This window comes from Rhodococcus sp. WAY2 (assembly GCF_009859915.1).
Lineage (GTDB): Bacteria > Actinomycetota > Actinomycetes > Mycobacteriales > Mycobacteriaceae > Rhodococcus_F > Rhodococcus_F oxybenzonivorans.
On record NZ_CP046573.1, the window covers coordinates 956,649 to 974,867 of the forward strand.

Consider the following 18,219-nt stretch of genomic DNA (forward strand, 5'->3'; position numbering starts at 1 on the left):
GGGGGAACGCGCTGATGGGAACACGCAATAAATCACACTACAAACAGCCACCGCTCCGGGTCGCCGGCGCCGCGATGCTGGTCGGCGTCGTCACGGCCCTGGTGCTGTGCATGCAGACATTCCGCGGGGCCTTCGAGGAAACCGTTCCGTTGACCGTCGTCGCCGAAAGGTCCGGCCTGGTGATGGAACCCGGGGCCAAGGTCCAACTCAATGGTGTCGAGATCGGCAGGGTCAAGGAAGTCCAGCAGGTGGCCGGTACCTCGCGGCTGAGCCTCGATATCGATTCGGCACGCTTCGACCTGCTCTCGGCCGACACCACCGCCGAGATCAAAGCGACGACGGCGTTCGGCGCCAAGTATGTCGCGCTGACCAGCGCCTCAGGGCAGGGTCAGCTCGCCGCGGGAAGTGAAGTCCGGTCGGGCAACGTCACGACGGAGATCAACACCGTATTCGAGAACTTGACGTCGGTGATGCACCACGTCGACCCGGCGAAGCTGAACTCGGCACTCGGCGCGGTCGCCGAGGGTCTGCGCGGCCGGGGGGAGCAGCTGGGCGACACCATGGTCAAGGCCGATTCCGTCCTCGTCCGACTCAACCCGGTCCTGCCGCAACTGCAGAGCGATCTCCGTGACACGTCCACCGTCGTCAACACCTACGCCGATGTCGCGCCCACCCTGATGGACTTACTGAAATTCGCTTCCACGACGTCGGATTCGGTCGTCGAGCGCGAGGAACAGCTCGATTCGACGCTGACCGCAGCGGTGAACTTCGGCAACGACGGCGCGGCGCTGACCAATGACCTCGAGCGCGGGCTGGTCGATTCCATGCGGCTACTGCTGCCGACATCAGGCCTTCTGTCCAAGTACAGCCCCGAAATCACCTGTCTACTCCAGCAATCGGTCGACACCCGCGACGTCTTGTCGAACTCGTTCGGTGACAATACCGGCTACTCTCTCGACCTCGATGTCGGGTTCCTTCCCGGCGACGACCCGTATCGCTACCCAGAGAACCTGCCGAAGGTCGAGGCATCCGGCGGTCCGGGCGGGCAACCGGGGTGCTATCCGATGATCACCAAAGACATGTACCCGTCGCCCGTGCTGGTCACCGACACCGGCGCATCGATCGCCGATGCGACCAGCCCCCGTCTGGGTTCTCCATTCTTCGTCGACTATCTGTTCGGGAATATCGTGGGAGGGCCTGCACGCTAATGAAAATCACTGGAACCATTGCACGTTTGGCCCTCTTCGCGGTGATCATGGTGCTCTTCACCGCCGCGGTCGTCGTGGTCTTCTCCCAGGTGCGGTTCGGCAGCGAACGCACCTACAAGGCCGCCTTCGCTGACGCATCCGGTTTGAAGTCGGACGAGTTCGTGCGGGTCGCCGGCGTCGAAGTCGGGAAGGTGAAGTCCGTCGAGATCGTCGACGAGGCCACCGCCCTGGTCGAGTTCTCGCTCACCAAGGCCGTGCCGTTCACCGAATCCACCAAGCTCGCCGTGCGGTACGAGAACCTCATCGGAGCCCACTACCTCGAACTGCTCGACAGCCCCGGGTCCAACACCACACAGCCCGAGGACTCGACCATCCCGGCAGATCGCACGATGGCCGCGCTGGATCTCGATGCCCTGATCAACGGCTTCCGGCCACTGTTCAAAGCACTGGACCCCGATCAGGTCAACAAGCTCTCGACCTCACTGGTGAATGTTCTGCAAGGACAGGGCGGAACGGTATCGGACTTCCTGAAACAATCCGGCGAACTGACCTCCGCACTGGCCGACCGTGATCAGCTGATCGGCTCGGTGATCGACAACCTCAACCGGGTCCTCGGCACGGTCGACGAACACAACAAACAGTTCGACGACGGTATCGACAAACTGCAGCAAGTCATCAGTGGACTCTCCGAGCAGTCCGACCCGATCGGCGACGCCCTCGTCCGCGTCAACGACGCGTCCGCCTCCGTCGCCGACCTCCTGGTGAACGCCCGCCCGGCGATCAGGAACGACGTCACCGAGATCGGACGAGTCGCCGGCAACATCAATGCAGACAAGGACTACGTCAACTGGGCGCTCAGTACGCTCCCCGATGCGTACGGTCGCCTCGCCCGACTCGGACTCTACGGCGACTTCTTCACGTTCTACCTCTGCGATGTCACATTGAAAGTCAATGGCCCTGACGGTAATCCCGCCCTCATCCCGATCATCGGACAGCGGGCAGGAAGGTGTACAGCACAGTGAGCCGAACACAGAAAACGAACACGGTACGCACCGGTCTGATCGGCGTCCTGGTGGTCGCGGCCCTGGTGCTGATCTCGGTCAACTTCGACCGCATCGCCTCCACGCTGAGCTCGTCGGTGACCTACACCGCATACGTCGGTGACACCGGCGGGCTCGAGACCGGCGACAAGGTGTTCCTCTCCGGCGTCCACGTCGGCGATGTCGAGGACATCGACCTCGACGGCGACAAGGTTCGGATCGCATTCAGTGTGGACGGCCCACGTCTGGGCGTGGACTCCGAGGTATCGATCAAGACACTGACCGTGCTGGGACGAAAGTTCCTGCAGGTCACGCCGAAGGGGGACAAGGCGCTCTCACCCGATCAGCCGATCCCGCTCGAGCACACCTCCACCCCCTATCTCCTGACCGATGCGCTCGGCGACCTGTCCACCACCGTGAGCAACTTGGACACCGACCAGGTCACCAACGCACTGGACACCCTCAGCCAAACCCTTGATCAGACCGCACCGAACCTCAGTGCCGCGCTCGACGGGGTCTCCCGGCTCTCGGACACCGTGGGCACCCGCGATCAGATGGTCAAGGACCTGTTCCACAACGCGGAATCACTGACCAAGGTCCTCGGCGGCCGCAGCGAACAGATCAACAAGCTGCTCCTCGACAGCAACACACTCTTCACCGCGCTCGATCAGCGCCGACAGGCGATCGACACGCTCCTGGTGAACCTGTCCGCCGTCACGGCTCAGGTGGCGTCGCTGGTCGATGACAACGAAGCCCAACTCCGGCCGGTACTCGATCAACTCAACAGTGTGACAGCACTTTTGAACGAACGTAAGGACGATGTGAAGAAGGCGATCCTGCCGGCAAGCCAATACATCACCTCGCTCGGTGAATCGGTGGCCTCCGGCCCGTTCTTCAAGGCGTACATCATGAATCTGCTTCCCGGCCAGTTCCTGCAGCCCTTCATCGACGCCGCATTCCGGGAGCAAGGCGTCAACCCCGGCACGCTCAACGGGCAAAACCAGTTCCCGGTGACATGTGGACACAACGCGGCCCCGGGGCTGACCCCGCCCGGCCACACCACGCCGCTTCCCGATCCGAGCACCTGCCCCGTCCAACCCGGCGACCCCGCCGCTCCCGCTCCCGCAGCCGCTCCGGCCCAGCCCGGACCACCCGCACTGCCCGGCCTGCCTCAGCTGCCGCCACTACCGCAGCTACCTGGACTTCCGCCGCTACCCGGATTGGGAGGATGACCATGTTCGCGTCTTTGATGACACGCGGATCGACCCGACGGCGAACCATAATCCTGACCGTCGTCGTCCTACTCGTGGCCGGAACACTCGGCCTCGCATGGCGCGCGTACGACCGAGTCACCACGAGGTCCGCGGTCGCGTACTTCGAGAACACCAACGGCCTGTACGTCGGGGACAAGGTCAAGATCCTCGGCGTCGACGTCGGGGTGATCGATTCCATCGATCCCGACGGCGAGCGGATGCGGGTGGGGTTCCACTACGACGCCGACTACAAGGTCCCTCAGCAGGCCAAAGCGGCGGTACTGTCACAGAGTCTGATCTCCTCACGTGCGATCCAACTGACACCCGCGTACACCGGCGGCCCCGAACTGAGTGACGGCGGACAGATCCCGATCGAACGCACCGCTGTGCCAGTGGAATGGGACGACCTTCGGGAACAGCTGCAGCATCTCGCCGAATCGATCGGCCCGACCGAGGCCAACCAGGCCGGCTCTCTCGGCGACTTCGTCGACACGGCAGCCGAGTCGTTGGCCGGCAAGGGTGACGACATCAATTCGACCTTGACCAAGCTCTCCGATGCCATGTCGACGATGTCGGACGGCCGCGACGATCTCTTCGCCACCGTGCGCAACCTGCAGGCATTCATGACCGCACTCGCCGCCAGCGACGATCAAATCGTCGAGCTGAATCAGAACGTCGCCGCGGTGTCGTCGGTGCTCGACAACTCCGATCAGGAACTGGCGACCGCATTGCAGAACATCGATGCGATGACCAGCCGGCTGGGGCAGTTTGTGAAAGACAACCGCGACGGGCTCAGCAAATCGGTGAGCGACCTCGCCACCGTGACAACGTCGTTGAACGAGATTCGGCCCGACATCGAGCAACTTCTGCACGTCGGTCCGACGGCAATCCAGAACTTCTACAACATCTACGAACCCGCACACGGGTCCTTCACCGGCGCGCTGGCTGTCACCCAGCTTCAGAACCCGGTGCAGTTCATCTGCGGCGCAATCCAGGCGGCAAGCCAGCTGGGTGCGGCCGAGGCGGCGAAACTGTGTGTCCAACAGCTCGCACCGGTATTGCAGCTCGTGCAGATGAACTACCCACCGGTCGGAATCAACCCGGTGGCCGGCAAACAGGTCAGACCCGAGCAGATCGACTACAGCGAAGAATGGCTGCGCGGTACGGTGCCTGCTCCCGCAGCTGTCGAGCCCGTCGGCGCACCCGCCGGACTGGCAGGGCTGCTCGGAATCCCGGCACCCGCGAACGCTGGAGGTGGGCGATAATGGCCAACAACAAATTCACCCGAGGTGCCATCGTGGCACTCGTCGGCGGATTCACCCTCACGGTGTCGGGTTGTGACTGGCAAGGCGCCAATTCCCTGCCACTGCCAGGAACCGCCGGTTCCGAAGACGGCTCGTACACCGTCAAGATCGAGATGCCGAACGTGACGTCGATCCAGCGCAACAGTCGGGTACGCGTCGGCGATGTCACGGTAGGCAACGTCGACGACGTGCAGCTCGCCGGATGGCACGCCGTCGTTACGGTCTCACTCGAGTCCGACGTCCACCTCCCCGGCAACGCGACAGCGAAGGTGGGGCAGACCAGTTTGCTCGGTTCGCTGCACATCGAACTGGCACCACCATTGACGGAACCACCCGCGGGCGAACTCCGCGACGGCGACACGATCCCGATCGACAACGCCAGCACCTATCCGACCACGGAACAGACACTCGCGTCGGTGTCGACCGTGCTGAACGGCGGAGGCCTCGCACAGATCCAGGAAATCAGTGGTGAACTCAACGCTGGGCTGTCCGGGCACGAGGGAGAAGTCCGTGACCTTCTCAATCAAGCCGATACGTTCAGCGGCAGTCTCAACGAACAGCGCGATGACATCATCACCGCCGCCGAAGGCCTCGATCGCCTTGCCTCGACCGTCGACCAGCAGAACGCCGTACTGGCCGGCGCGCTCGAACGCATCCCGCCCGCGCTGGCCATCCTTGACGAACAGCAGAGGAAGCTCACCGACACGGTGACCTCCGTCGGAAACTTCGCCGACTCGGCGAACCGGGTTGTCACGGCGAGCTCGGAAGACGTACAGGGCAACGTCCGTGAGCTCGAGCCGGTATTGCGCGAACTCGGCAACTCCGGTTCCGACCTCACCCAGGCACTGGGTCTGCTTCCCACGTATCCGTGGCCGCTGGAAAACATTCCGAAGTTCTTCAAGGGCGACGCCGGTAACCTCTCCGCCACCGTCGATCTCACCATGGGTCGCCTCGACCGAGGACTACTGCAGGGGACACCCCTCGAGGGGTCGCTCACCAATGCCGAAACCGCCCTTGGTCGTACGGAGGGTCGAATTCCGGCGGTCTCGACGAAGAACCCGCTGACGGCGGGACTCGACAACGTTGCGATGAGGGGTACCCGATGATTCTGTCGAAATTCGTCAAGATTCAGCTGATCATCTTCGCCGTCCTCACCGTGATTGCCCTGACCACGATGAGTGTCGTGTACATGCGGTTGCCCGCGCTGGTGGGCATCGGGCGCTACTCGGTCGCCGTCGAGCTTCCGACGAGTGGTGGGCTGTACAGCAGCGCGAACGTCACCTATCGCGGGTCGACCATCGGTACCGTCACCGATGTCACCCCCACCGCCGGCGGGGCACGTGCAACGCTGAATCTCGATAGCTCGGTCCGCATCCCGGTCTCAGCCGAAGCCCAGGTGCACAGCAGGTCCGCGATCGGCGAACAGTACCTCGACTTCGTTCCCAACTCGCTCGAGGGACCGTTCCTCGAGGATGGGTCGGTCGTACCAGCGAGCCAAGCGAGTGTGCCGCAAGACATCGGACCGATGATCGACACCCTCAACGCCAGCCTCACCTCGATCCCGCAGCAACAGCTGAGCGCACTGATCGACGAGACACACACCGCCTTCGAGGGATCCGGCCCCTCACTGCAACGGATCCTCAACGGATCCGACCGGGTACTGGACCAGGCCTACACCGACGCCGACGCCACCACCACGTTGATCAACGACGCGGCACCATTTCTGGACTCCCAAAAAGTCAGCAGCCCCGCCATCCGCGAGTGGGCGGCGAACCTGGCGGGCACCGTCCAACAGGCCGACGCGAACGACCAACACGTCCGACACATCCTGGAAACCAGCCCCGCAGCGGCCAGTGAAGCCAGTGCACTCTTCCAGCAACTGCACCCCACCGCCCCACTGCTGGCGGCCAACCTGACCAGTCTCGGTCAGGTCGCGGTCACCTACAATCAATCGCTGGAACAGCTGCTGGTCCTGCTGCCCGCCAGCGTCAGCGCCCTCAAGACGATCAACGTCCCCGACCAGGGAACGTCCAACGGCGCATTCCTCGACTTCAACCTGAATCTGAACGCACCCCCGCCCTGCACAACCGGGTTCCTTCCCGCCTCCGAACGGCGCGACGGCTCTGCCGTCGACGCACCGACGCGCACATCCGACCCGATCTTCTGCGCGGTGCCGCAGGACTCGTCGGTCGCCGTGCGCGGCGCACGGAACCTGCCGTGCATGGACAACCCCGGCAAACGCGCCCCCACCGTCGAGATCTGCAAGAGCGACGAGCCGTACACCTCGTCGGGAACCAACCCCTGGGTAGGGGACCCGACACCGACCACCGGCAACTCCGCCGCCCCCGCGTCCCACACACAAGAACCGGCCGCCCCCCAGATCGGGACGGCAAGCTACAACCCACGGTCCGGCCAGTATCAGGGCCGCGACGGCAGAACATACACGCAAACAGAGCTCAACCACACGGGATCTCTCCACGGTGAAACATCTCCCGTACAGGCGATTCTGACAGGAGGCCACTGATGCTCCGACGTAAATCCGAAACCGTATCGGATGTCGCCGCCGTCCGCGCCGCACTCGACGCACGGCAGGCTGCCGAGGCGGCCGTTGAGGCAGCCGAGGCAGCAGAAGCCGCGGCCGCCGCACAGGAAGCAGGCGATACCGGCGACGTACCAGCCGTCCGCCACGATCCGCGGCGCCGCAGACCAGGTGCCCGCCGATGGAACACCCTCGCGACGGCGCTGTTCGCGGTCGTTCTGGTGGGCTTGTTGGTGGCCGCGGGGGCCCTCGCACACGCGCACCAGGACAGCCAGGACGCCCGCGATCAGGATCTGGCCATGCTCGGCGCTGCCCGGCAGTCAGTCCTCAACCTGATCTCCCCGAGCTCGCAGGATCCCGCGGCCGGCGCGGACCGCATCATCAACGACGCGACCGGATCGTGGCTCACCGAGTTCGAAGGCACAAAAGATCAGTTCGTCTCCGCCATCGCCGAGTCGAAGACCGAGTCGAGCGGCGAAATTCTCGGTGCCGGCATCGAGGGCCGAAACGACGACGGCAGCACGACCGTCCTGGTATCGGCGGTGTCGAAGGTAAGCAACGCCGCCGGCGCCAAGGACGAGCCACGAACCTGGCGTCTACGAGTCGGCATCGTCGATGTCGACGGGTCCTACAAACTGTCAAAGGTGGAGGTCGTGCCATGACCTGTGAACTCGAGAACAAACATGCCGCAGCGGAACCGACACAGGAACCGCGCGCCGCGGCCGCACCGAAGCCGGCCACCGCCAGGCAAGCCGTATTCCTCAGATGCGGACTCACCGCGGTCGCACTCGGCGCCGTCGTGGCCACCGGCGCAGTTCTCGAGTTCCCCCTCTGGTTCATCGTTGCGGGCACACTCGTTGTCCTCGTCACCGGCGCTCTGACCTACCGCAGTGAGGCCGCGTTCGCCCACTCCCTGACCATCCGAGGGCGGCGCACGCGCACACTGGTTGCGGTGGCGCTCCTGGCCTCTTCGACGGCAACCTTCGCCGCCGTGGCACACCTGCACCTCACCGTCTCCGGCGAACACACCGAACGGACACGGGCCGCTGTTGCCGAGAAGGCCGGTGAACTGACCGCAGGGGTGCTGACCTACAAGGCGCCCACCGTCGAGGACGACGTCGCCCAGGCCAAAAGTCATCTGACCGGCGAATTCTTGGAGTCGTACACAAAGCTGACCACCGAGACCATAATCCCGCAGGCGAAGCAAGGTCAGGTCGAGACGCATTGGGAAGCGAGCGGAACGTCGGTGGTTTCAGCAGACTCCGACTCCGCGGTGGTACTCGTCTTCCTCCGCGGCACCACGGCCAGCGCCGCGAAACCGGATCCGACGTACCTCTTCAGCAGTGTACGAGTCCGGCTGGAGGCATCCGGCGATCAGTGGCTCATCTCCCGACTCGAGCCCCTGTGAGATGCCCGTGCTGAAACGTCCAAGGAGGCTGGGATGACGAAAACATCCACCAACACGTCACGATCGCGGATCGACGACGACACCACGACCCTGCGCGCTCGCGCAATCGAAGCCCGCGCGGCCGCGGAGGCCGCACTCGCTGCCGCCGAGCGCGCCGCGAAAGCGGCAGAACCACGTCCGCCGGACGATTCCCCAGACCCGGCTGCCGACGAGCAGCCGCAGCGTCCGGCAAGACGGCGTGGTGCGTCGCAAGGGCGCCGGGGTACAACGATCTACCGCGCCGCGGTCGCGTTCCTCATTGTGACCTCCCTCGCCGGATCCGCCTCCGGTATCAAGGCATGGTGGGATCACCGCGAGGTCGAACAACGCGATTCGGCGGACCAGGCCCTGATGCATTTCGCTGAAGACGCAGTTGTGCAGCTTATCTCGACGAGCAAAGACGATCCCGACGCCTACGTGCAACGCATCCTCGACAACGCAGCCGGCCAGTGGCACGACGACTTCGACGCCCGCAAACAGACCGTTCTCGACACCATGAAAGCAGCGGGCAACGTCACCGTCGGCCATGCCGTCGAATCCGGCATCGAGCGACGAAATGACGACGGCAGCACCACTGTTCTGGTGGCTGCGTCGGCGGACGGCAACGTACCGCTCGCCGGGCCCGGTTCCGCTGACCCCGCCACTGGAGCGGCGGGAGATCAGGCCCAGCCGTCGGGCGGTGATCCCGGTATGACGGCGACGATCGAGCCACAGGAGTACCAGCTGCGCGTGGACGTTGTCGACGTCGACGGGCAACTCAAATTGTCGAAGGTGGGATTCGTCCAATGACGACACTGAACATCGATACCCAGGTGAAAGAAGAGAACGCAGAACCCGAGCGCGACAGCGCGGGGGAGCAGGGAGCATCTCTTGTGCGCCGCGCCCGGGCACTGGCAGTCGACATGTGCCCGCCACTCGCCGCGGCGGCATCTGCAGGGGTGCTGTCCCAAATTCTGGCGGGGCAGGTATGGGCCGTCCTGTGTTGGGGTATCGTGGCCGTGTCCGGGCTCTTCATCGTCGCCAACAGCATCATCTGCCAGGGGCGCACCGGGCGAACCGCCGGCAAGTACCTCGAGGGCCTCCGCACTGTATCCACCACCGCGGGAGCTCCGATCGGCATCGTCCGTGCAACGATCCGGGTAGGGTGCCTGCCCGTCGACGGGATCTTGTTCCTCATCGGGCGGTTCTGGCCCCTCCATCGGGGACAGCGGCGCACATACGCCGACAACATCGCCGGATCAGTGGTCAGGACCTCCGATACGGAGGGGCCGACCCATGGTCGGCGCCGACTCGGCATGACCGCCGCAGCGATGATCCCGCTCGGTGCAATCCTCGTCCTCGTCCTCGTCCAATTCTTCGTCCAACGCGCCGGCGACCAGGACGTCGTGGCAGCGCACGGGTCCGTGACGCAGGTCGCTTCCGACGGCGCCGTAGCGCTGTTGTCGTACAAGCCCGACACCGTCGATCAGGATCTGGATGCCGCACGCGGCGTGCTGACCGGCGATTTCCTCGAAACATACACAAAGCTGGCGAAAGATGTGGTCGCGCCGACGGCAAAAGACAAGCAGGTAACGATGCAGGCGTCCGCAGCAGGCTCTGCGGTCGAATCGGTGTCCGCAGACCAAGCATCGGTTCTCGTCTACATCAATCAGAGCACCACGACGGCAAGCAGTCCCGAAACGACGCAGTCACAGAATGCAATTCGGGTCGGACTTACCCGCGTCGACGAGACCTGGTTGATCAGCCGATTCGAGCCGTTGTTCTGACCAATACTGCAGCGGATAGTGGCCACCGCTGCGTAGCACCAACTCCCTAGGCCGTGAGAGTGAGGAAAACAATGGGTGTCGAGGTAGCGGTCACCAATCTGACGAAGTCTTTCGGATCGCAGAAGATTTGGCAGGACGTGTCGCTGACGCTTCCGCCCGGCGAGGTCAGCGCGCTGCTGGGCCCGTCGGGTACCGGTAAGTCGGTGTTCCTGAAGTCGCTGATCGGTCTGCTCCGCCCGGAGCAAGGATCGATCGTGATCGACGGTACCGACATCCTGGAGTGTTCGACCAAGGAGCTCTACGAGATCCGCAAGCTGTTCGGCGTGCTGTTCCAGGACGGTGCCCTGTTCGGGTCGATGAATCTCTACGACAACGTGGCGTTCCCGCTGCGCGAGCACACCAAGAAGAGCGAGTCCGAGATCCGCAAGATCGTCATGGAAAAGCTCGAACTGACCGGACTGATCGGCGCCGAAACGAAACTGCCCGGCGAAATCTCCGGAGGCATGCGCAAGCGCGCCGGCCTGGCACGGGCCCTCGTACTGGACCCGCAGATCATCCTGGTCGACGAGCCGGACTCCGGCCTGGACCCGGTCCGCACCACCTACATCTCGCAGACCTTGATCGACATCAACGCCGAGATCGATGCGACGATCCTGATCGTCTCGCACAACATCAACCTCGCCCGCACGGTGCCGGACAACATCGGTATGCTCTTCCGCCGCCAACTGGTGATGTTCGGGCCCCGTGAGGTGCTGCTCACCAGCGAGGAGCCGGTGGTCAAGCAGTTCCTCAACGGCACCATGATCGGCCCGATCGGCATGTCCGAGGAGAAGGACGACGCGCAGATGGCCGCAGAGCAGGCCATGGTCGACGCCGGTCACCACGCCGGTGGTGTCGACGATGTCGAGGGCATCGTCCCGCAGATGAAGGCCACCCCCGGCATGCCATTCCGCCAAGCCGTCGCCCGCAGGCAAGAAAGGGTGCGCGAGATCATGGACACCTTGCCCTTCAGTGCCCAGCTCGCGATCCAGGAGAGCTTCGAATCAACGGCACTGACAGAAGAATTTCCGGCCGTCATCACGGACGAGATGTACGCGGTCGACTAGCGCGGCCGACCCCGACCAACCCACGAAAGAAGAGAGATCAGATGATCATCGACCTGGTTGACCCGATCCAGAACCTCGTCACCGCGATTGCATGGTTACTCGTTCGAGGTCACTTCCCTCCATTGTAGGAACTGCGACAGCCCAGATCGACGGACGAGCGACACAGGCAGGACCGATGGCTTCACGGCGACGAGTACCGTCAGCAATAGTCGACGAGGCAACAGCGGTACTCGACGAACCGGATTGGCGATGTGTGGCGCAACCAGCATTGTCACCCATTCTCCGCGGAGCCCTGGACGCCTTCCACGAAAACGGGTTTCGCGGAACGACGGTGCGAGAGATATCTCAACGCGCAGGCGTGACGATGCCCACGCTGTACTACTATCACGGGAACAAGGAAGGCATCTTCACGGCTCTGCTCGAGTGTGCGACCAAGGACGTCCTCTCCCGCGCGTACGCCGCGCGGGACGAGGGCGGGGACAAGCCGGAGGTCCGACTGCCCTATGTGGTCGAATCGATACTCCTCGGAACCCTCGTCGACCCCCGGATGGTGGCGTTGGAGCCGGATATTCGGTTCCTCAGCGCACCGAATCGCGACCGCTTCGAGCGTGTGCGAACGGGGATCGAACGTCTGCTCCTCGGGATCGTGCGAGAGGGGCGCAGGCGCGGGCTATTCACCGTCGCGGATCCCGTGCTCACCACAAGGGCATTGCTCGACATGTGTGATGCCATTCCCGGCTGGTATGTCGAGTGTCCGCCCAAACCCCATGCCGTCGCGCAGAAATATGGTGCCATTGCATTGAACGCGGTGGGCTATCGGGCGGACACCTAGATCGGGGCTCCTCCAGAGCGCCGATCACGCGTCGACAGAACGTGATTCATGCCGGGTCGGTGAACGTGGGGGCGCGCCCTGAGACGCCCGCAGCGACAGCGGCGACCTGGTTTGGTGTACCCAACAGTCCCAATTGAAGCCTGGACTCCAGGGCCAGCGCATCCGCCGTGTCCCCGCCACTCCAGGTCTCATCGTAGAGCCGCTTTGCCGCCCGGATCGCGTCCGGCGACTTCCCGGCGATCTCATCAGCCAATTCGAGTGCTGCGCTGAGCGGGTCCTCCGCCGTGCGAGTGACCAACCCCAACGAACTCGCCTCCAAGCCCGAGACGATACGTCCGGTGAACGTGAGTTCCTTCGCCACGTCGATGCGCATGACACGTGGTAGGGACTGAGTGATAGCCATGTCCGGCACCAGTCCCCACTTGACCTCCATGAGGGACAACTGGGCGTCGGGCGCAGCGATTCGAATGTCGGCGCCGAGCGCGATCTGCATACCGCCACCGAAGCAGCTTCCCGTGATCGCGGCGATCACGGGCACAGGAACTCCCGACCAGTCATACGCCGCGCGCTGGGCGAAATTAGCAAGTCGCCCATCCTCCCGGACGAACAAGGCATCGATACCTCCCGCTGAATCAGCAAGAAAACTCGAAATATCCAAACCCGAACAAAAACTGCGCCCCTCGCCGTGAAGCACAACCGCTCTCACCGTGCGCTCTGTCGCGAGGCGATCCGCGGCCTCGAGCAACCCCTCGAACATAGCCTTGTCCAACGCATTGTGCTTGTCGGCACGGACCATCGTGACAATCGCTACACCGCTGTCGCTCACACTGAGACGAATTCGTGTATCACCCATGGTGGTTGACTCTAACTCCGGGACTGCCTACCCGAAAGCCGCTCGCAAGTGACGCATTCCTCGATCCTCAATTCTCGTCCCTCCCGCTCGAGCCCCCGGCATTGGTCCTTCCCCCGGCGACCGACGCCTACCCCCAAAGTGGGACTCCCGTACCCCCCTGGGGAGATGTGCGACATCGCGTTGCCGACCTAGCCTCAAAGGATCGTTGGCCCATACCGGCCAAGCAGTGACGGTTCGTACAAAGGTGTTGGACTAGGAGCAGCTATGGGGCGCATGCCACCCGAGGTCATGCAGCATGAACTCGACATGATCTGGCAGAGTATCTTCACCTGGCTGAGTTGGGCCATAGTCGCCATTATGCTGGCCATTGCCTTCCGAATGTGCGTCCGGCAGCGGACCCCCTTCTACCTGCTGGCCTGTCTGGCGGCCGGTATCGCGGCCTTCGCCGAACCGCTCTACGATGTAGCTTTTGACCTCTGGTTTTACGATGTCCACAACGGCGAGCCGGGAGCGATGTACTCCCACTTCACTGCATTCGGGGTCGTTCAGCCGAACTGGTCGCATAGCGGCTACATCATCCTGTACGCGAGCGCCTGCCTCTACGCGGGCCGCCACATGTACGAGGGGAGCCTGCGGCGCAAGCATCTGTTCCTGATCTGGATAGCCGAGATCGTCACCTCATGCGTATTCGAGGTCATCGGCACCGGTACGAATGTCTATACCTACTACGGGCCGTACGAATTGCGGATCTGGAACTATCCGTTGGTCATCGGCGTACTCGAGGGAACCCAGGTGGTGCTGTTTACTGTGCTGGCAGTGCAGCTCTGGCGGCGGGTGTCCACCGCGTGGGGCCTCATCGGCCTCTTAGCGGTCTTCCCCGTCACAATGTTCGGTGCGAACTTCGGCCTCGGTGCACCAATCATCATCGCGCTACATCTCGACGAGTCCGAATTCTCTAGCGGAATAGTCTGGGCAGCAACCTTACTTACTATGACGCTGTGCATTCTGGCAGTGAACGGCGCGAGCAAGTTTCTTCCTCGGCCGTTTGCTACGCCCGAGCCGGACGGCGCGCCGGCTCCGAAGGCAGACGCGGTCGCGGCCGCCTGAGTGTGGCTGGGGAGGGGAACCACATCGACCCAGAACGGCGTCTGCGAAAGCGGGATCGGCGAAGCCGTCCTCCTCGAACGTCGGCCGTAGCGTCGCCAGGGTCTTCAAGATGGTGCCGGACTGGGAGTGCTCGTCGACCTCGATCTTCTTCCGAGCGGTGCCCCCGCGCCTGATCTTCTCGGAGAACGCGGGCCTGCGGCGCTGGGACTCGTCCTGCTGCTGGCTCGCGCCGTATTTGCGGGATCGCGGCGCTCGGTCCGCACGCAGGGTTGGATTGGCCGGGTTCAACGGGCCCATCCTCTCCTGCGGCGCGATGGGTGCGGGTCCACTCGGTGGCGCGGAGGATTGTGCGCGACGCCGCCGCCCGCCTCGGTCACGTTACCTGCTTGGGTGCGCCGTTATCCGGCGCCGGACTGTGGCCGGCGACCGCTCCGATTGTCGCAAGTCCGGATCCCACCCGTGCCGACGTCACCAAACTGTGGGTGGTGTAGGTAGGCGGCGGTGCTGTTGCACACTCGGGAAGTTCGCGGCTCACCGGAGTAGCAGTTTGGCGATACGGTTAGCGGCGTACGTTGTGGCGGAGGCTATTTCGTTCAATCGGCTTTCGATGCGTCGGCTGGGCCCGCCGATGGCTAGGCATGCCGCGAGACTGTCACCTACTACGATGCGTGCGGCGACGGCGCTGAGGTCGGGGAAGGTGTCGCCGTGGTTGAAGGCCACGCCGGTGGCCCGGGCTTCGAGGACTTCGGCGCGCAGAACCTCTCGCTTCGCAGGGTGAATGTGCTCGTCGATGTAGCGGTCGATTTGCTCGTCGTCGAGCTCGGCGAGGTAGAGCTTCTCGGTGGACGACGGGTGGTCGCTGGGAGGGCGAACCCGTGGCGGTGAATATCTCACAACTTGATTGGACTCCACATTGTGCAGGTAGATGAGGGTCCCTCCGACCACGCGGCCCAACATGACCGTTTCGACGAACTGTCGCAGAAGGTCCTCCATGAAGGGCTGCGCGATCGGCACGATCGACGGCCTGTCGACAGCGGCGAGGGCGCCGATGGACGGGCCGGTGCGGTAGCGCGACCCGTCGTATGTGAGATAGCCGCGGAAGACCAGCGCTTTGAGCAGTGGGTGGAGCGATGACTTGGCGGCCCCGGCGCTGAGTGTGCCGCTCCCGGTCGATTCGTGGCAGCTGCTGTACAAGTCGCTCGATTCGCACCGAGATCCGGTGGCCGACGTCGCCACGGTTCTGGTCCCGAGGACGCCCTGGTCGGGCGACGGCCCTCGGCCGCTCGTCTCCTATCAGACCGCGGAGGACAGTCTCGGATCCCGGTGTGCCCCGTCGTATGCGCTCACGGCGGGCCTGGGGGCCGTGACGTCGAACGCGGCGTCCGAGTCGGTGATGATCGCCACCCTACTGTCCCGGGGGTGGGCGGTCGTCACCGCGGACTACGAGGGCCCGGAGTCCGAGTTCCTGGCCGGACCGCAGGCCGGCTTCGCGGTTCTCGACGGGGTCCGCGCCGCTCGGCATTTCGAGCCGGCCGGACTCGACGTGAACGCGCCTACGGGTGTGTGGGGATACTCCGGTGGCGCCTTCGCCACGGCGTGGGCCGCCGAACTCCAGCAGCCCCATGCTCCCGAGCTGGGCCTGAGCGGAATTGCACTGGGCGGGTTACCTGCCGACCTCGAGGCGACCATGCGGAACGTCGATGGCGGGTACGGCTTCGGACTCACCTTCGGCGGAGTGACCGGGATCGATCGCGCGTATCCCGAGAAGGGGCTGAGCGAGCTTTTCACGGCTGAGGGTCGAGCGGCCATGCACGCGAGCAGCGCCGCGTGCACCGTCGATCTGATCGCGACCTACGCGTTTCGGTCGTTGCGCGACTACACGATCGACCCTGGCCGTTCGACCTTCGCCCGCTGCGTGAGGTTCTCGCGAGAACAGCCCGACCGCAACAGGAACCAGCGCACCGGTCTACAGCTATCACGCGGAAGCAGACGAATTGGTGCCCGTCGCGGTCCACGACGAGTTCGTCCGTCAGTCCTGTGCCGCGGGCGATACGGTGCAGGTGGTGCGACCGCCCGGCGGAAGTCACAATACGACGTTGATCTCCGGCGCGCAGGGTGCGATCGACTTCCTCGCAGCACGATTCGCCGGTGTGCCTGCCGTCGACGACTGCCGATGAGGACAGTCAGTGGAGCTAGGACACAGACGGGCGGCGGAACTCGACGGGCTCACGGACTATCTTATTTGCTGATCGCGACGAGGTGGGGTTCACCAGGTTGTCAGCGTGGTGTCGAGGGCATCGACGAGTCGCGAGAAGCTGAGGTCAGTTGACCGGGGAATCTGGAATGCTTCGCCGAGCTCGAGGTGGACGAATCCATGCAGGCTGCTGCGTACGAAGCGGGCCGTGTCGACGCAGTCGTCACCGATGATGCCGTAGCGCCTCTGAGGACCGGCGGCGTCTCTCGTGCCGAGCGCTCAGCCCCGCCGCGGGCGCATGGCGCGGGCGAGCGGGCGTGGCCACATCACTCACCGAGTACGCCCGGTACCTGCACGGGTATGCAGACCGGCCGCGGCGGAATCTGCCGACGCCGGCGCGAGCGACATAGAGGACGACCGAGATTCAGATGCAGAACTCTGCCCGTGCGGAAACCCGGACGTTCCTGTGACCGATCCCGACCATGTTCACGTGGTGGTTACCAGGATCGTCCCTGTGGGCGGCTACCGTGGAGAGGCGTCCCTCATTCGGCATCGCCGCCGGTCCCGAGCACTACCCTGACCGAGAGCCCCAGCCTGCGGAGCAGCCATGGAACTACTGGCCCTCATCGTCACCTTGGCCACCGTCCTCCTCATCGTCCCGGGCAGCTACCTGCTGCTGTGTGCCGTGATTCTCATCGAACAACGCCACCACGAAACCGATAGACCCCATAACGACCGCACCCATTAAGAACTAAGGTCGGGGGTCGGTTTCCCCGTGCGGGCTGTCCTCCCCAGATCCTCGACCCGTGGGCAGGTCGGGTTGAGTGCAGTCCTGCCTTGCGTGGCGGTGATGTCGATGCGAACCGCCGGGTAACGAGTGCCACGTCCAGGTGGTCTCGATCCGCTGATCCCACCGCGTACCTCAGGAGCGAGATGACTCCGTCAGCGTCGGGATCGGCGTCGATGGCGATACGGATTGCGCTCACGTGGCCACGCTAAGGCCGGTGTGCCGGACGCGCCGTCTGCGGTACCCATTGAGTCGAATCTCCCGGAGTTCACTGACCTGACGGGCCGGTCGTGGGCGTCCCAGGCGGTGCGGTGCTTGCACAGTTCGCCGGTGGCGGCGACCGCGGTGTCGGTGTGCGGGTCGACCCACACCGGTCCTTCCTGGCGTAGGCGCGGGTTGAGGATGTGCTGTCCTCGCGATGGCCACTGGATGAACTCGTAGCTGGTCAGCACGCCTTGCGTGGCCCCCCAGACCGCGGCCTGCGTGTAGGCGGGCATCCATGGATACGCCGTGGCAGAGGTTGAACCCGCCGACCCCGGCCCGCTCCAGCCGATGGTGACTGCATACTGGTCGCTGATGGCGAGTTCCCACACCAGACGATCTACCTGCACGTCACGTCCGTAGCGCAGGCACCACAGATCGCGGACAACGGCTCCGATCGCGATACGCAGCGGGCGGATCGAAGCCTGTGTGTCGAAGTCCGGCTCGTCGTCGGTCATGACGAAGCGCCACACCAAACTTCCCTGGTCCACTCCGGGATCGGCATGGACCCGTCGTCGCAGT

19 protein-coding genes are annotated in these 18,219 nt (G+C 64.2%); 15 read left to right on the top strand and 4 right to left on the bottom strand.

What is annotated here, in order from left to right; all coding sequences use genetic code 11:
- The first annotated feature begins 14 nt into the window (after positions 1-14).
- The 12 genes from GFS60_RS34390 to GFS60_RS34445 all read left to right on the top strand — a co-directional run bounded on the left by GFS60_RS34390 (position 15) and on the right by GFS60_RS34445 (position 12,495).
- Positions 15-1,208 (top strand): MCE family protein, encoded by a 1,194-nt coding sequence (locus GFS60_RS34390; protein WP_159928979.1) that lies wholly within the window; start codon positions 15-17, stop codon positions 1,206-1,208.
- On the top strand, positions 1,208-2,230 hold the full coding sequence (locus GFS60_RS34395) for an MCE family protein (RefSeq protein ID WP_005563260.1): 1,023 nt from the start codon (positions 1,208-1,210) through the stop codon (positions 2,228-2,230). Before GFS60_RS34390 ends, GFS60_RS34395 begins: the two co-directional genes overlap by 1 nt.
- Positions 2,227-3,480, top strand: coding sequence for an MCE family protein (locus tag GFS60_RS34400; RefSeq protein WP_159928981.1), 1,254 nt, complete (start codon positions 2,227-2,229; stop codon positions 3,478-3,480). The genes GFS60_RS34395 and GFS60_RS34400 overlap by 4 nt, the downstream gene beginning before the upstream one ends.
- Positions 3,477-4,766 carry an MCE family protein gene (locus GFS60_RS34405; protein ID WP_159928983.1) on the top strand — a complete coding sequence of 430 codons (1,290 nt, stop codon included), beginning with the start codon at positions 3,477-3,479 and terminating at the stop codon, positions 4,764-4,766. The genes GFS60_RS34400 and GFS60_RS34405 overlap by 4 nt, the downstream gene beginning before the upstream one ends.
- Complete coding sequence (locus tag GFS60_RS34410) at positions 4,766-5,911, top strand: MCE family protein (RefSeq protein ID WP_159928985.1); 1,146 nt, start codon at positions 4,766-4,768, stop codon at positions 5,909-5,911. Before GFS60_RS34405 ends, GFS60_RS34410 begins: the two co-directional genes overlap by 1 nt.
- A complete protein-coding gene (locus tag GFS60_RS34415; protein WP_159928986.1) occupies positions 5,908-7,329 on the top strand; it encodes an MCE family protein in 1,422 nt (473 codons plus the stop codon). The genes GFS60_RS34410 and GFS60_RS34415 overlap by 4 nt, the downstream gene beginning before the upstream one ends.
- Complete coding sequence (locus GFS60_RS34420; RefSeq protein WP_159928987.1) at positions 7,329-8,006, top strand: hypothetical protein; 678 nt, start codon at positions 7,329-7,331, stop codon at positions 8,004-8,006. Before GFS60_RS34415 ends, GFS60_RS34420 begins: the two co-directional genes overlap by 1 nt.
- Positions 8,003-8,752, top strand: a complete 750-nt coding sequence (locus GFS60_RS34425) for a hypothetical protein (protein WP_159928988.1) — start codon at positions 8,003-8,005, stop codon at positions 8,750-8,752. The genes GFS60_RS34420 and GFS60_RS34425 overlap by 4 nt, the downstream gene beginning before the upstream one ends.
- Before the next feature lie 33 nt (positions 8,753-8,785).
- Complete coding sequence (locus GFS60_RS34430) at positions 8,786-9,580, top strand: hypothetical protein (protein WP_159928989.1); 795 nt, start codon at positions 8,786-8,788, stop codon at positions 9,578-9,580.
- On the top strand, positions 9,577-10,557 hold the full coding sequence (locus GFS60_RS34435) for an RDD family protein (protein WP_159928990.1): 981 nt from the start codon (positions 9,577-9,579) through the stop codon (positions 10,555-10,557). The genes GFS60_RS34430 and GFS60_RS34435 overlap by 4 nt, the downstream gene beginning before the upstream one ends.
- A gap of 71 nt (positions 10,558-10,628) precedes the next feature.
- Positions 10,629-11,663, top strand: a complete 1,035-nt coding sequence (locus tag GFS60_RS34440; RefSeq protein ID WP_005573104.1) for an ABC transporter ATP-binding protein — start codon at positions 10,629-10,631, stop codon at positions 11,661-11,663.
- Between the two features lie 253 nt (positions 11,664-11,916).
- Entirely contained in the window at positions 11,917-12,495 is a 579-nt protein-coding gene (locus GFS60_RS34445; protein ID WP_159929168.1) for a TetR/AcrR family transcriptional regulator, read from the top strand.
- Between the two features lie 46 nt (positions 12,496-12,541).
- Here GFS60_RS34445 and GFS60_RS34450 read toward each other — a convergent pair whose 3' ends face one another.
- Complete coding sequence (locus GFS60_RS34450; RefSeq protein WP_159928991.1) at positions 12,542-13,348, bottom strand: crotonase/enoyl-CoA hydratase family protein; 807 nt, start codon at positions 13,346-13,348, stop codon at positions 12,542-12,544.
- A gap of 264 nt (positions 13,349-13,612) precedes the next feature.
- Between GFS60_RS34450 and GFS60_RS34455 the strand changes: the two genes are divergently transcribed.
- A complete protein-coding gene (locus GFS60_RS34455) occupies positions 13,613-14,455 on the top strand; it encodes a hypothetical protein (RefSeq protein WP_159928992.1) in 843 nt (280 codons plus the stop codon).
- Positions 14,456-14,986: 531 nt separating this feature from the next.
- Here GFS60_RS34455 and GFS60_RS34460 read toward each other — a convergent pair.
- Positions 14,987-15,691 carry an IclR family transcriptional regulator gene (locus GFS60_RS34460; protein ID WP_236603654.1) on the bottom strand — a complete coding sequence of 235 codons (705 nt, stop codon included), beginning with the start codon at positions 15,689-15,691 and terminating at the stop codon, positions 14,987-14,989.
- Between GFS60_RS34460 and GFS60_RS40520 the strand changes: the two genes are divergently transcribed.
- Positions 15,675-16,784 carry a lipase family protein gene (locus GFS60_RS40520; protein ID WP_442972219.1) on the top strand — a complete coding sequence of 370 codons (1,110 nt, stop codon included), beginning with the start codon at positions 15,675-15,677 and terminating at the stop codon, positions 16,782-16,784. The two genes, GFS60_RS34460 and GFS60_RS40520, sit on opposite strands and share 17 nt — an antisense overlap.
- On the opposite strand, the gene GFS60_RS34470 is transcribed toward GFS60_RS40520, so the two are convergent.
- On the bottom strand, positions 16,722-16,883 hold the full coding sequence (locus GFS60_RS34470) for a TetR-like C-terminal domain-containing protein (RefSeq protein ID WP_328799855.1): 162 nt from the start codon (positions 16,881-16,883) through the stop codon (positions 16,722-16,724). The genes GFS60_RS40520 and GFS60_RS34470 overlap by 63 nt on opposite strands.
- Before the next feature lie 373 nt (positions 16,884-17,256).
- Between GFS60_RS34470 and GFS60_RS34475 the strand changes: the two genes are divergently transcribed.
- A complete protein-coding gene (locus GFS60_RS34475) occupies positions 17,257-17,397 on the top strand; it encodes a hypothetical protein (protein WP_159928993.1) in 141 nt (46 codons plus the stop codon).
- Positions 17,398-17,591: 194 nt separating this feature from the next.
- On the opposite strand, the gene GFS60_RS34480 is transcribed toward GFS60_RS34475, so the two are convergent.
- Positions 17,592-18,155, bottom strand: coding sequence for a hypothetical protein (locus GFS60_RS34480; RefSeq protein WP_236603655.1), 564 nt, complete (start codon positions 18,153-18,155; stop codon positions 17,592-17,594).
- Positions 18,156-18,219: the final 64 nt, after the last annotated feature.